Genomic DNA, 13,562 nt, shown 5'->3' with positions numbered 1-13,562 from the left:
CAATTGGGGCAGGGGACGACCGGCTTCCGGGAAGACGCGCGAGGGTGAAAAGCGTTCCCGCGGGCGTCAAATTATTTAACACACGGTTAAGTGATCGCCGTTCTTGAACCTAGAGCCTTGACGCACGTTCCTATTATGAGCGCCACGCAACGACGCGGTGCAGGGCAGGCGAGGCTCACATGTCAAAGGTATCCAGCTTGGTCTTGGGAATGGTCGCCGGAGCGACCATGTTCGGCGCCATCCAGTATGCTTCCGGCAATGATCTGCGGGGCACGCTGACCGATTCAGACAAGGCTGCGTCCAGCGGCGTCAACCGGGCTGCCAAGGGCGACCGGGCATCACTAATTACCACACAGAACGAGCAGAGCCAGACTCTCTCGTTCCGCGTTCAGGGGCTGTCGGATACGTCCGTCCTTCTGCGGATGGGCGTCGCGCCCGTGGTGGCTCCAACCAAGAATGAAGCCGTCAATATCCGGCCCCTCCCCATGAATGCCAAACCGCAGCGTGCGGCGGTGGGCTGCGAACCGCCTGTGAGTGTGCTCAGCGAGATGGCAAAGATGCTGCAGCCGGGTCGCTGTGTGACCTGATCTTCACGTTGACAATTTAAATCAATCGTCGGCGACCTCATCGGGGTCGCCGGTTTCGTTCGTATCATCATCTGCCGCAGCACTGCTGCGATTGGCCATATAGCCAAGTGCGACGCCGGCCAGCGCTAGCAGCGGAATAACCTTCTTGAGGCCGAGCGTGCGCGCGATCTGAATGCCGGTCGCCACCAGCATCGGATCGATCAGCGGCGCATTCGCAGCAGCTCTAGCCGCTGCGCGCGCCGCGGCTGCTGCGCGCTCGCGGGCCCGCTTCTGCTTGGTCGCATAGATCTGTGCGAAGATCGCCGCGATGACCAAAAAGATGCCGGCGATGGTGAGGCAGGCCTCAATGACGCCGTAGCGCTGCGTCACCGCGATGAAAGCCGCAACACACAGGAAGCACAGCGCCACAAAGCCGGCAACACCAGCCAGTGCTATAAGCGAAGTCATGCGCACGCTGTTGCTTGTGCTGTTCTTCAGATCGTCGATGATACTTTTCAGCATGAAAGCCCCCGAACCCGAACTCTAAAATACAAAGAAAACTGACGGCACCCTCGGGCACCGCCAGTTCATCACATTCCAATCCTGCGCATATGACTCAGCGGCGCCAGGCCATCCCGATCAGCACGCCGAGGCCGAGCGCCAGGCCGACTGCAGCCAATGGGCGCTGGGTGATGCTGTCTTCCAGCGTTTCCTCCAGTGAATAGGCTGCGTCATGCGCAGCATCGTAGGCCGCGCTGCCGCGCTCCCGCATGTCGGACATCATGTCTTCGGCGTCGGCACGGGCTTGCTTGACGCCGCGGCGGGCTTGTTTAGTAGCCTGGCCGGCAAAGGCATTAAGCGCGTCGGTGATCTGTTCGGTCAGGGCTGCAACATCGTTTTTCACGGCGGTGAGATCCTTCTGAAGGCGGCTATAGGTTGCTTTGTCGGTCAGCTTCTTGAGTTCATCCAGGCCATCGATATCCGCCATGCGAAGCTCCCCTGATACTCAAAATCCAATGCAGAAACGCCCGGTTAGACCGTAGGTTCCATCAGTAGAGCTGGATTAGTCCGGCGGCAACTGCGGCGAATTGATCGGCATCAAATGCTCTTTCAGGATCAGCCCGACGATTAGGATCGGCGCCGCCAGGAAGCCGCCCATCGGGCCCCAGAGCCAGGTCCAGAACGCCAGCCCGATGAACACCGCCAGCGCGTTGAGTTGCAATTTGCGTCCGATGATCGTGGGCGTGATGAAGTGGCCTTCCAGGAAGGTGAGGCCGACGAACAGCAGCGGCGCGATCATGCCTGCGGCGATCGTCTCCGACGAAATGATGCCGACCGCGACCAGGATGACGAACATGGCGACGGGGCCGATGATCGGGAAGAAGTTGAGCGTGGCTGCCAGCGCGCCGAGGCCGGCCGGGTTGGGCATGCCGGTGGCCGCGCAGATCACGCCGGTGGCAATGCCGACTCCGAAATTGATCATGGTGACCATCAGCAGATATTCGCCAAGGCTGGTCTCTATCGCATTGAGAATGCGCAGGGTCCGCAGCCGCCATTCGTGATCGGCGAAGTTCATCACCAGCGCGCGGCGCAGGTCTTTCCAGCTAGCGATGAACAGCACCAGCGTGGCGAAGAATAGCAGGAATTCGGTGAAGGTTGGCGACAGGAATTCGACGGTTGGCTGCACCCAGTCGATCTTGGGCAATTCGAACTTTGTTGTCGCAAGCGTTTCGGCGCTGCTGAACATGCTCTGTATCTGGTGCCAGAGCGCCAGCGGTCGGTCGAAGACATGCAGCTTGTTCTTGAGCAGCGAACCTAGTTCAGGGAGCCGCGTCGTCCATTCCATCAGCGGGGATGAAATAAGCCCCACGATGAAGGCGAGCCCGGCGCAGACCAAGATAACGATCAGGACTGCCGAGACTGATCGCGGAATGCGACGCTTTTCGAGAAAGCTGGCTGCAGGCGACAACATGGTGCCAATGATGAAGGCTGTCACGATTGGCAGGAAGAATGCCTTGGCGACATAGAGCACCGTAATCACGGTGATCACCAGCAGCGATACCAGCGTGAAAGCAACCACCTCGGCACGGCGGAACACCGGCGGCTGCTCAATCTTGCTCTCGGGCACCGGCGTGCCTGCAGGCTGCTTTTCGGGGAGAGCGCGTACTTCACTCATGAGCTGTCCCGACATGCCGCCACTTGTTCGCGCAAACCGCGTTCGCGCGTCAGATCGCCGACATGCGATCGGGCTCTACAACACGACCATACCGCAAAAGTTCCGTCGCGATTTCGTGATGGTTCCTTGGTTGACAAATCAGTCGGTGAACGCCCGCAGGGAGGGAACTGTGAGGCTCCGGCGCGGTTGGTTCCGGTCATCACGACGATGACGCGTCGCCAAACGGGGCAGTCACATGTCACAGGCATCATCTGAAAACCGCAAGCTTTCGCTGCGTCTCACAAACGCGCTCGTTGTTGCAGCCGCTCTGATCGTAGCCCCGCCGTTCATCTCCAGTGCATCGGCGCAGGTGCAGGTAATGAACTATGGACCAGCTGCGTTAAGCGCGTTTCCACCGGACGAGGATGTGATGGCTGCGCCGCGGGTGCGGGAGAACATGGATGCCGCTCTCCCCGAGCGCCTGCGCCGCGCTGAAGTCAGCTATATGACCCGTGAAGCGCCGGGCACAGTGATCGTCGATACGGGCAATACCCAACTTTATTATGTGCTCGGCAACAACCGCGCGATCCGCTACGGCGTCGGTGTTGGGCGCGAAGGATTCACCTGGTCGGGCACGCAGACCGTCACGCGCAAGGCGGAATGGCCGGATTGGCATCCGCCGCAGGAAATGATTGCGCGCCAGCCCTATCTGCCGCGCTTCATGGCTGGCGGCCCCGGCAACCCGCTCGGTGCCCGCGCGATGTATCTCGGCTCCAGCGCCTATCGCATCCATGGCACCAATGATCCGTCAACCATCGGCAAGTTCGTGTCGTCGGGTTGTATCCGCCTGACCAATGAAGATGTGCAGGACCTTTTCAGTCGCGTCAGCGTTGGGACCAGGGTTGTGGTGCTGCCGAAGTCGGTTGCTCCACACTATGAGGCGCGCACGGCTCCGGCGCCGCGCAGCGTCACATCGATCTCGGTTCGCCCTGCCGGCGTGCAGCAGGCTCCGGGCCGTCAGGCGATGAACCTTTCCGCGTCGTCGCTCTACTGAGAGTCGATCATTCTGCTTTGATGCTGCGTTGGAGGCCCCATGACCCGATTTCCAGGACAACGGATGGCCCTCGGCGCGGTCGCGGCGATTGTCATGCTCGGTGCCGTCCCAGCGCAGGCACAGGATTTCTTCTCGGCATTGTTCGGCGGGATAGCGAGTGGTCGTGGCCCGGATATCTCGCTGCCTTTCGTGAATGAAAGTCCGCCGGTGCAGGAGCTGCGCCCTCGTGCAGCAAGCGGCGGGCGTCAGGCTTTTTGTGTGCGCACGTGCGATGGACGTTACTTCCCGATATCAGCCACCGACAGTCAGAGTCGCGCGGCGTCGTGCAATAATTTCTGTCCGGCGAGCGATACCAAGGTTGTTTACGGCAGCAGTATCGACACGGCTGCGACCGAGAGCGGCAAGCCCTATTCCGAGCTGCCGAATGCATTCAAGTACCGCACCGAACTGGTGGCCGGGTGCACCTGCAACGGTAAGGACCAGATCGGTTTGGCACCGGTGAAGCTCGAGAACGATCCGACCTTGCGCAAGGGCGATATCGTTGCCGGTGCCGATGGGCTGATGATCACTGGCCGCGGCGTTGACAAGCGCGGCGCGTCGCTGAACATGTCGCCGGTGTCGCCATCGGTGCAGGCGAAGTATGAGCGCATGCCGGTAGTGGCGCGGGAATAATCCGCGCCACGTGATCGATTGCGCTTAAGCCGCGCGGATCTTCCCGAGGAAGTCCGTTACCTGAGTACCGAGCTGGCGTGTCTGCGTCGCCAAGGTCTCTGATGCCACCTTCACATCCTGAGCGGCTGCACCGGCTGCGTCGGCGTCGGCACTGACTCCGCTGATATTGTCCGACACGTTGCGGGTGCCATCGGCCGCCTGCTGGGTGCTGCGGGTAATTTCCTGCGTCGCCGCGCCCTGTTCTTCGACCGCAGCCGCAATCGCGGTGGCGACTTCATTCACTTCGCCGATAATGCCGCCGATCGACTTGATGGCTTCGATGGCCTCATTGGCGACTTTCTGGATATCCGCAATCTGTTCGGAAATATCCTCGGTCGCCTTCGCGGTCTGGCTAGCCAGCGACTTCACTTCCGATGCGACGACAGCGAAGCCGCGGCCGGCTTCGCCGGCGCGCGCCGCTTCGATGGTGGCATTGAGTGCCAGCAGGTTGGTCTGCGAGGCGATGTCGTTGATCAGCCCGACCACTTCGCCAATCCGGTTCGCAGTCTGGGCGAGGCCCTGAACGGTATTGTCGGTCTGCTGTGCCTGGCTGACGGCACGGCTGGCGATGCCGGCCGCATGCGATGCCTGGCGGCTGATGTCGTTGATCGAGGCACTCAGCTCCTCGGCCGCGGCGGCGACATTTTGCACATTCACTGAGGCTTCGCCGGAGGCGCGCGCAGCATCCTGCACGCGGGCATTGGTCTGGCTGGACACAGTGGCCATGCCATCGGATGTCGTGCTCATCTGATCGGAGGCGTTGCCCAGCGTGCCGAGCGTGTCGCGCATCTGGATTTCGAACATGCCGATATATTGCTCGATGGCCTGCTGGCGCTGGCTCGCATTGGCATTGCGATGGCGTTCCTGTGCCTCGATCTCGGCCTTTTCCATCGCTTGCTTCTTGAAGGTCTCCAGCGCACCGGCCAGTCCGCCGATTTCATCCTGGCGATCGGTATAGCCGGCATCGACGGTGAGATCGCCGCCCGCTACTTTCAGCATCGCGTCGCGGATGGTGAGCAGCGGCGTGGTGACACGGCGCGTGATGGTGACCATGGCGCCAACGACCAGCATGATGGCGGCCCCCAGTAGCACCAGTTGCAGGATCAGTGAGCGTTGCGCAGCAGACCACTGCACGAGGCTGTGGTTCTTGGCTTCATCAAGCGCGCGTTCGGCGACGACCACGGCTGTGCTCATCTTGTCCACGGTCAGCGGTGTCCAGGCCGTCGCCGGCATTTCGGGTTTCTCGCCGGTTGCGACGGCCTGAATCAGACGGTCGCGCAGTGCCAGATATTGCGGATCGAAATAGGATGTTTTCGCTGCAGCGAGGGCCGAGACGAGACCCTGCGGCAGTTCAGTTCCCGACGATGCGATTTCCAAGGCATTCCATCCGGTCTCGATGCCGCCCGTCAGCTTCACATAGCTCCGCTGCAGCTCCGGCGAGATCTTGTTGACCGCGAGCGCGTTCGACACGATGACCGAGGCGTCGCCCGATGTGTTGCGCATCAGCCAGGCCATCTGCTTGATCGACAGTAACTGATCGATGACCGGATCGTTGTGGGTTACGGCGGCCGTGAGGGCGGAGGAGACTTTTTCGAGCATGGCCAGAACGGAATCGACATTGTCCTGGAATTCCTTGGCAAGGCCAGCGCGGCGCGAGGCCTTTGGCTTGCTCATCTGGTCCCAGGATTCGGTCTGCAACGCGATCAATGCCTGCATCAGCCGGTTAAATTCGGGCACCAGCGTCGCCTTGCCGGGGAAGTCGGCGGTGACCAGCAATTCTCCTGCTGTTTTCATTGCCGGCATTTCGGCGCCGCGGATACGGCGCAGATAGGCCTCAGTATCGGGCTGAATCACGATATCGGCGTTCAACGTGCGGAACGTCGTGGACCGGTCAGTGCGCAGATTGTGCATTGCCTTGAACACATGGCCGGATGCCTCGGCGATCGTCGACATGCGCCCCGCGACGTTGAGGCGCCCATATGATTCCCACGCGCTGAGAACCAGGAATATGACGACACAGACCGCCATGATGGCGATCACGGACTTGAGCAATGCGGAAACGGTCAATCGATGAAGCACAATGAATCCCCCAAAAAATATTTCGGTATTTAAGGCTGCAATTGGTAAATATTCACGCTCATGCCCGTCTTGATAAATACGTTTCTTGTAAAGCTACTTTAGGTAGAAAATTGTCGTGTCCGGCGACGCTTCAACGGAAAAAGCCCCGACGATGCCGGGGCTTTTGATACTTGTCAGCGCTCAATGACGTGACTGATGAGGCCCTGCCTAGGCAGCCCGGATCTTGCCGAGGAAGTCCGTTACCTGAGTGCCGAGCTGGCGCGTCTGCGTGGCCAGCGTTTCCGAGGCTACCTTCACATCCTGCGCGGCGGCGCCAGCTGCATCCGCATCGGCGCTGACGCCGGCGATGTTGTCCGACACATTGCGGGTGCCATCGGCGGCCTGCTGCGTGCTCCGGGTGATCTCCTGTGTCGCGGCTCCCTGTTCCTCGACGGCCGCGGCGATGGCAGTTGCTACTTCATTGACTTCGCCGATGATGCCGCCGATCGACTTGATTGCCTCGATGGCCTCATTGGCGACCTTCTGGATATCTGCGATCTGCTCGGAAATATCGTCGGTTGCCTTGGCGGTCTGGCTGGCCAGTGACTTCACTTCCGACGCGACGACCGCAAAGCCGCGTCCGGCCTCGCCAGCGCGCGCGGCTTCGATAGTGGCGTTGAGCGCTAACAGGTTGGTCTGCGAGGCGATATCGTTGATCAACCCGACCACCTCGCCGATCCGGTTGGCGGTCTTGGCGAGGCCTTGGACGGTGCCGTCGGTTTCCTGCGCCTGATTGACGGCGCGACTGGCGATTCCCGCGGCGTGCGCGGCCTGCCGGCTGATATCGTTGATCGACGAGCTCAGCTGTTCGGCGGCAGAGGCGACATTCTGCACGTTCAGGGAGGCTTCGCCCGAAGCTTTTGCTGCGACCTGCACGCGGGCATTGGTCTGGCTGGATACGACCGCCATGCCATCCGATGTGGTGTTCATCTGATCGGACGCGTTGCCGAGTGCGTTGAGCGCATCGCGCATCTGGACCTCGAAGGTCCCGATGTGCTGTTCGATGGCCTGCTGCCGCTGGGTCGCGTCGGCGTTGCGATTGCGCTCCTGCTGTTCGATCTGTGCTTTCTCCTTGGCCTGTTGCTTGAAGGTCTCCAGAGCGCCGGCGAGCGCGCCGATTTCGTCCTTCCGTTCGGAATAGCCGGCATCGACGACGAGATCGCCTGCGGCGACTTTCAGCATCGCATCGCGGATGGTGTGCAGCGGGGTGATGACGCGGCGGGTGACGGCAACCATGCTGCCGAATGCTATGCCGAGCGCGGCTGCGAGCAGCGCCAGTTGCAGGATCAACGCGTGCTGCGCGGCAGTCCACTGCGTCAAGGTGTGGCTTTTGGCTTCATTCAGCGCTCGTTCGGCGACTGTAACCGCACTGGCCATGCGATCAACGGTGATTGGAGTCCATTCGCTCGCGGTGATTTCGGGCTTTTCGCCGCTCACCAGTGCATTCATGACACGGTCACGAAGGGCCATATATTGCGGGTCGAAATAAGCCACCTTAGCAGCAGCCATGGTTGCAGCCAGGTTGGGCGGCAGCTGCATTCCAGACGCAGACAATTCCAGCGCATTCCAGGCGGCGTCGATGCCGCCAACAAACTTGGTGTAGGCGAGCTTATTCTCCGGTGTGGCGCGCCCGACAGCGAGGCCGTTTGCGACGAGGAGGGATCCTTCGCCGGCGGTGTTGCGCAACAGCCAGGCCGCCTGTTTGATCGACAGTAATTGATCGATCATGGGATCGTTGTGGTTCACCGCGGCGGCGAGCTGGGCCGACACTTTCTCCAGTGTTTCAAGCAGCGCCTGCGTGGTCTCCATATACTCTTTGCCGAGGGCTGCACGGCGCGACGCCTTCGGCTTGCTCATCGCGTCCCAGGATTCGGTTTGCAGAGCGGTCAGCTTGTTGACCAGCTGGACCAGCGTCGGGTGCAGCGTCTTTTGATCGGCGAATTCGATGGTGGCAATGAGGTCAGCCGCTGCTCGCATCGCCGGCATCTCGGAATCGCGAATGGAGCGGAGATATTTTTCTCCGTCCGGCTGAATGACTGTCTCGTTGTTCAGGTTCCGGTTCGTCGATGCACGGTCGGTGCGCAGATTATGCATCGCCTTGAAGGCATTCGCGGAGGCGTCCGCAATTACCGAGATGCGGCTGGCTGAACGTAGCCGCCCGTAGGAGTCCCAGGCTGTCGTTGCCAGAACGGCGACCACACAGAGCGCCATGACCACGATGACAGATTGAAGCAATGCGGAAACGGTCAATCGATTGAACATCATGAATCCCCCAAATATTTGATTTAGTAAGGCTTCAAATGGTAAATATTTCCGATTGCACACGTATCGTGAAGTAGGCTTGAATACGGCTACTTTAGGTGGTTGGTGCGTAAGGGTTCTTGCAGCACGGCGAAGGACGATGCCCGGCGATTGATCGGTTCTGCTTCTCCGCGCGGGTTCGGCACTCCGCTGGCGGTGCGGATTCTACGTGACAGTCGGTGACCTGAGAGCCAGCTTGCGTGCCTAGTTTGGCGAGGTTCTTTTGTTCCGGTCCGGGAACCCAATGCTCTCGCCCACGTTGGATCACTGTTGAGCAGCTGCGATGGCCGGGGCTGCTATTCATTTCCATTGAGTCTGGGGGGATACGCACATGCTCGTCGGCGTCTTGATCACTTTTCTCGTCGTCATTCTCATTCTGTACTTGATCAATCTGTTGCCGATCGACGGCCGCGCGAAGCAGATTTGCCGCGTCGTCGTGATCATTCTCGGTGTGATCTCGCTGCTGAAATACATCGCGGTTTTCTAGCGAGATGGACTAACAAAAAAGCCCCGGCGGTTTGCCGGGGCTTTTTTGCTTGCAGCCGATGCGATCGACATTCTCTCATTCGTCATGGCCGGGCTTGTCCCGGCCATGACGACAGAGAGTGTATCAAGCCAACGCCTTCGCTTCGCGGCGGCGCGCGGTGAGGATGTATTCAGTATAGCCGTTCGGCTGCGTGCGCCCCTCGAAGATCAGATCGCAGGCGGCCTTGAAGGCGACGCCGTCGAAGGAGGGCGCCATGTTCTGATACAGCGCGTCGCCCTTGTTCTGCTCGTCCACCACCACAGCCATGCGCTTCAGCGATTCCATCACCTGATCCCTGGTAATGACGCCCTGATGCAGCCAGTTGGCAAGGTGCTGGGCGGAGATGCGCAGCGTGGCGCGATCTTCCATCAGGCCGACGCCATGAATGTCCGGCACCTTGGAACAGCCGACGCCCTGGTCGATCCAGCGTACGACATAGCCGAGGATACCCTGGCAGTTGTTGTCGATCTCCTGCTTCACATCATCCGGCGCCCAGTTCGACTGCGACACCGGAATGGTGAGGATGTCGGTGAGCTTGCCGCGTGGCCCGCCCTTGGCGAGATCCTTCTGGCGCGTGGCGACATCGATCTGATGATAGTGCAACGCGTGCAGCGTCGCGGCGGTGGGCGAGGGCACCCATGCGGTGGTGGCGCCGGCCTGCGGATGGCCGAGCTTCTGCGTGAGCATGTCCGCCATCTTGTCGGGCGCGGCCCACATGCCCTTGCCGATCTGGGCATGGCCCGGCAGGCCATCGATCAGGCCGACATCCACGTTCCATTCTTCATAGGCCTTGATCCAAGGCGTCGCCTTCATGTCGTTCTTGCGGATCATCGGACCCGCTTCCATCGACGTGTGGATCTCGTCGCCGGTGCGGTCGAGGAAGCCGGTGTTGATGAACATGATGCGCTTGGATGCATTCTGGATACAGGCCTTGAGGTTCACCGTGGTGCGGCGTTCCTCATCCATGATGCCGACCTTCATGGTGTTCTCGGGCAGCGACAGCAGTTTCTCAACGTGCGCAAAGATTTCGCAGGTCAGCGCCACTTCATCGGGGCCGTGCATCTTCGGCTTGACGATATAGATCGAGCCGGTGCGGCTGTTGCGGATCGGACCCTTGCTCTTGAGGTCGTGGATTGCGATCAGGCCGGCAACGGCGGCATCGAGCAGGCCTTCCGGAATTTCCTCGCCGGCGCTGTCGAGCACCGCATCCGTAAACATGTGATGGCCGACATTGCGCATCAGCATCAGGCTGCGGCCATGCAGGGTCAGGTTCTTGCCGTCGATCGTCTTGTAGACACGGTCTTCATTGAGTGCGCGCTTCAGCGTCTTGCCACCCTTTTCGAAATCGGCCGAGAGTGTACCGTTCATCAGGCCGAGCGTGTTGCGATAGACCAGCACCTTGTCGTCGGCGTCGACGGTGGCGACGCTGTCTTCCATGTCGAGAATGGTCGAGACGGCCGACTCCATGATCATGTCGGCAACACCAGCGGAGTCGTCCTTGCCGATGGTGTTGGTTCGATCGATCTTCACTTCGATATGCAGGCCATTATTGACCAGCAGGATCGAGGTCGGGGTGGCGAGCTCGCCGAGATAGCCAGCGAGCTGGGATTCGTTCTTCAGCGCGGTGAGGTTGCCGCTCTTGAGCTTGGCCGAGAGCTGGCCCGCAATGATGCTGTAGGCCGTGACATCGGTGTGGCTGCCGGTAGCGAGCGGCGCGGCCTGATCGAGGAAGGCTTTTGCCTTGGCGATGACTTTGTCGCCGCGTGCCTTGTTGTAGCCTTTGCCACCTTCAGACGGATCATGCGGGATCGCATCGGTGCCGTAGAAGGCATCGTAGAGACTGCCCCAGCGCGCATTTGCGGCATTCAGCGCGTAGCGCGCATTGGTGAGCGGCACCACGAGCTGCGGGCCGCAGATCTGGCCGATCTCGATATCGACATTGGCAGTCTCGACCTGCTTGGTCGCAGGTTCCGGGAGGAGGTAGCCGATTTCCTTGAGGAACGCCGTATAGGCGTTCATGTCGAAGGCGCCCTTGTTGGCCATATGCCAGGCATCGATCTTGGCCTGCAGCGTATCGCGCACCTTGAGCAGTTCGCGGTTTTTCGGGCCGAGGTCCTTGATGAGAGCGGCGACGCCGGCCCAGAACGCATCCGGCTGGATGCCGGTCCCGGGGGCGGCTTCCTTGGCGATGAAGTCGAACAGGACGGGGGCGATCTGCAGTCCGTGGGCGTCGATGCGTTTCATGGTGTCTTTCTCGCGAGAAGCGGCAATTCTGCTCTAATTTCAGGGAGTATAAGCATAAACGGCGCCAAACCGCGGCGCCCATGGGACCTTTTAACGCCAAACGCTACCCGGTGAGAAGTCCCCTAAAGGGATCAGTGGCCGGGCGGCCGGGCCGGGGCCTGCGCGTGATCCGGCGAGATCCGCTCCAGCGCCACCTTGATCACGATGGTGAGCAGTGCCACGGCCGTCAGCACCGTTGCCGCTGCGAAGGCGCCGGCGACATTGTAGTCCTGATACAGAAGTTCGATCTGCAACGGCAACGTCGTGGTCTGGCCGCGGATGTTGCCGGAGACGACGGAGACGGCGCCAAATTCGCCCATCACGCGCGCATTGCACAGGATCGCGCCATAGAGCACCGCCCAGCGCACATTCGGCAGCGTGACCCGCATGAAGGTCGCAAAGCCGGAAGCGCCGAGTGTGACGGCGGCCTCTTCCTCATCCGTGCCCTGCACCTGCATGAGCGGGATCAACTCACGCGCCACGAACGGCGCGGTCACGAACATGCTGGCGAGCACGATCGCCGGCAGTGCGAACATCACCTTGATGCCCATGGTTTCGATCAGCGGGCCGAACAGGCCCTGCGAGCCATAGACGAAGATATAGGCGACGCCGGCGACGATCGGCGAGATGGAATAGGGTAGTTCGATCAGCGAAATGAGGAGCGTGCGGCCTGGGAAGACGAACTTGGTCACCGCCCACGCCGCAGCTAGGCCGAACACGATGTTGATCGGCACAGCGATCAGCGCGGTGGTCACTGTCAACAGAATGGCATGCTGCGTGCCGGGCTCGGTGAGGCTGTTGAAGAACGTGCCGATGCCTTGCGACAGCGCTGAACTGAAGATCAACGCCAGCGGTGCGATCAGGAACAGCAATGTGAGGATCGCGACGATGCCAAGTACCACGCGGCGCGTTACCGGGCCGGCACCGACGGGCGTCACCATCCATTCGGTATGGGCGCGTTCTGATGTCGGGCTCGGCATCACACGTCTCCCCGGCCGAGATAACGCAGGTTCCAGGCCTGCACCGCGTTGGTGACAATCAGCATGGCGAAAGCCATCGCCAGCATTACCACGGCAATCGCGGCGGCAGCCTGGTAGTTGTATTCCTCAAGCCGAATATAGGTCAGCAGGGCAACGATCTCGGTCTTCATCGGCTGGTTGCCGGCGATGAAAATCACCGCGCCGAATTCGCCGAGGCTGCGTGCGAAGGACAGCGAGCAGCCGGCGAGGAACGCCGGAAAGATCGCCGGGAAGATTACGCGCCAGAGAATCTGCAGATCATTGGCGCCGAGCGAGCGGCCGGCTTCCTCGACATCGGAGCCGAGATCCTCGATCACCGGCTGCACTGTGCGCACCACGAAGGGAATGCTGGTAAAGGCCATCGCGATGGCGATGCCGAGCGGTGCGTAGGCGACCTGGATGCCAAGTGCATCGAGCGGTGCGCCGAACCAGCCTTTCTTGGAAAACAGCGCCGTCAGCGCGAGGCCGGCCACGGCGGTCGGCAGCGCGAAGGGCACGTCGACCAGCGCGTCGAGAATGCGCTTGCCGGGAAATTGATAGCGCGCCAGCACCCAGGCGAGCAGCAGGCCGTAGATGGCGTTGAATGCGGTGGCCGCCAGCGCCATCGTCACGGTGACGCGGATGGCCGACAGTGTGCGCGGTGACGACAGGATGTCCCACAATTGCGCAAGCCCGACGTCCGAGGCTTTCAGGATCAGCGCGCAGAGCGGCAACAGCACGATCGCTCCGAGATAAAAGAGCGTAATGCCGAGCGAGAGCCCGAAACCTGGAATGACGCTACGTCGCAAGGGAAGGTCCGTGTGTGAAGCCGTTGGGGCTTCTCTTAGAC

Annotated in this window: 12 protein-coding genes; 4 read left to right on the top strand and 8 right to left on the bottom strand. The window is 60.9% G+C overall.

Annotated elements, in window-relative coordinates; genetic code table 11:
- Positions 1 to 179: 179 nt before the first annotated feature.
- On the top strand, positions 180 to 587 hold the full coding sequence (locus CHC01_RS17200) for a hypothetical protein (RefSeq protein ID WP_089265433.1): 408 nt from the start codon (positions 180 to 182) through the stop codon (positions 585 to 587).
- A 21-nt stretch (positions 588 to 608) separates the two neighbouring features.
- Here CHC01_RS17200 and CHC01_RS17195 read toward each other — a convergent pair whose 3' ends face one another.
- The 3 genes from CHC01_RS17195 to CHC01_RS17185 all read right to left on the bottom strand — a co-directional run bounded on the left by CHC01_RS17195 (position 609) and on the right by CHC01_RS17185 (position 2,742).
- Positions 609 to 1,088 (bottom strand): phage holin family protein, encoded by a 480-nt coding sequence (locus tag CHC01_RS17195; protein ID WP_089265432.1) that lies wholly within the window; start codon positions 1,086 to 1,088, stop codon positions 609 to 611.
- 94 nt (positions 1,089 to 1,182) lie between these two features.
- Complete coding sequence (locus tag CHC01_RS17190; RefSeq protein ID WP_089265431.1) at positions 1,183 to 1,554, bottom strand: ElaB/YgaM/YqjD family protein; 372 nt, start codon at positions 1,552 to 1,554, stop codon at positions 1,183 to 1,185.
- 75 nt (positions 1,555 to 1,629) lie between these two features.
- Positions 1,630 to 2,742 (bottom strand): AI-2E family transporter, encoded by a 1,113-nt coding sequence (locus CHC01_RS17185; RefSeq protein WP_089265430.1) that lies wholly within the window; start codon positions 2,740 to 2,742, stop codon positions 1,630 to 1,632.
- 235 nt (positions 2,743 to 2,977) lie between these two features.
- Here CHC01_RS17185 and CHC01_RS17180 point away from each other — a divergent pair, with 235 nt between their 5' ends.
- Complete coding sequence (locus tag CHC01_RS17180; protein WP_089265429.1) at positions 2,978 to 3,775, top strand: L,D-transpeptidase; 798 nt, start codon at positions 2,978 to 2,980, stop codon at positions 3,773 to 3,775.
- Between the two features lie 39 nt (positions 3,776 to 3,814).
- Positions 3,815 to 4,447: a DUF2865 domain-containing protein gene (locus tag CHC01_RS17175; RefSeq protein ID WP_089265428.1), complete on the top strand. Its 633-nt coding sequence runs from the start codon at positions 3,815 to 3,817 to the stop codon at positions 4,445 to 4,447.
- A gap of 24 nt (positions 4,448 to 4,471) precedes the next feature.
- Here CHC01_RS17175 and CHC01_RS17170 read toward each other — a convergent pair whose 3' ends face one another.
- Together CHC01_RS17170 and CHC01_RS17165 are read right to left on the bottom strand one after the other, a co-directional pair.
- Positions 4,472 to 6,565 carry a methyl-accepting chemotaxis protein gene (locus tag CHC01_RS17170; protein ID WP_089265427.1) on the bottom strand — a complete coding sequence of 698 codons (2,094 nt, stop codon included), beginning with the start codon at positions 6,563 to 6,565 and terminating at the stop codon, positions 4,472 to 4,474.
- A 207-nt stretch (positions 6,566 to 6,772) separates the two neighbouring features.
- Positions 6,773 to 8,866 (bottom strand): methyl-accepting chemotaxis protein, encoded by a 2,094-nt coding sequence (locus CHC01_RS17165; protein ID WP_089265722.1) that lies wholly within the window; start codon positions 8,864 to 8,866, stop codon positions 6,773 to 6,775.
- A 370-nt stretch (positions 8,867 to 9,236) separates the two neighbouring features.
- Between CHC01_RS17165 and CHC01_RS17160 the strand changes: the two genes are divergently transcribed.
- Positions 9,237 to 9,392: a Thivi_2564 family membrane protein gene (locus CHC01_RS17160; protein WP_086937086.1), complete on the top strand. Its 156-nt coding sequence runs from the start codon at positions 9,237 to 9,239 to the stop codon at positions 9,390 to 9,392.
- A gap of 123 nt (positions 9,393 to 9,515) precedes the next feature.
- Here the strand turns inward: CHC01_RS17160 and CHC01_RS17155 are convergent, their stop codons facing one another.
- From CHC01_RS17155 to cysT, 3 genes are all read right to left on the bottom strand, one after another.
- Entirely contained in the window at positions 9,516 to 11,675 is a 2,160-nt protein-coding gene (locus CHC01_RS17155) for a malate synthase G (RefSeq protein WP_089265426.1), read from the bottom strand.
- Positions 11,676 to 11,806: 131 nt separating this feature from the next.
- Positions 11,807 to 12,694, bottom strand: coding sequence for a sulfate ABC transporter permease subunit CysW (cysW, locus tag CHC01_RS17150; protein WP_089265425.1), 888 nt, complete (start codon positions 12,692 to 12,694; stop codon positions 11,807 to 11,809).
- Positions 12,694 to 13,521, bottom strand: coding sequence for a sulfate ABC transporter permease subunit CysT (gene cysT / locus CHC01_RS17145; protein ID WP_089265424.1), 828 nt, complete (start codon positions 13,519 to 13,521; stop codon positions 12,694 to 12,696). Before cysT ends, cysW begins: the two co-directional genes overlap by 1 nt.
- Between the last annotated feature and the right edge of the window lie 41 nt (positions 13,522 to 13,562).

This window comes from Tardiphaga sp. OK246 (assembly GCF_900188215.1).
Taxonomy (GTDB): Bacteria; Pseudomonadota; Alphaproteobacteria; order Rhizobiales; family Xanthobacteraceae; genus Tardiphaga; species Tardiphaga robiniae.
Note: the sequence above shows the minus strand (reverse complement) of the source record. Positions and strands in the feature narration are given on the sequence as shown.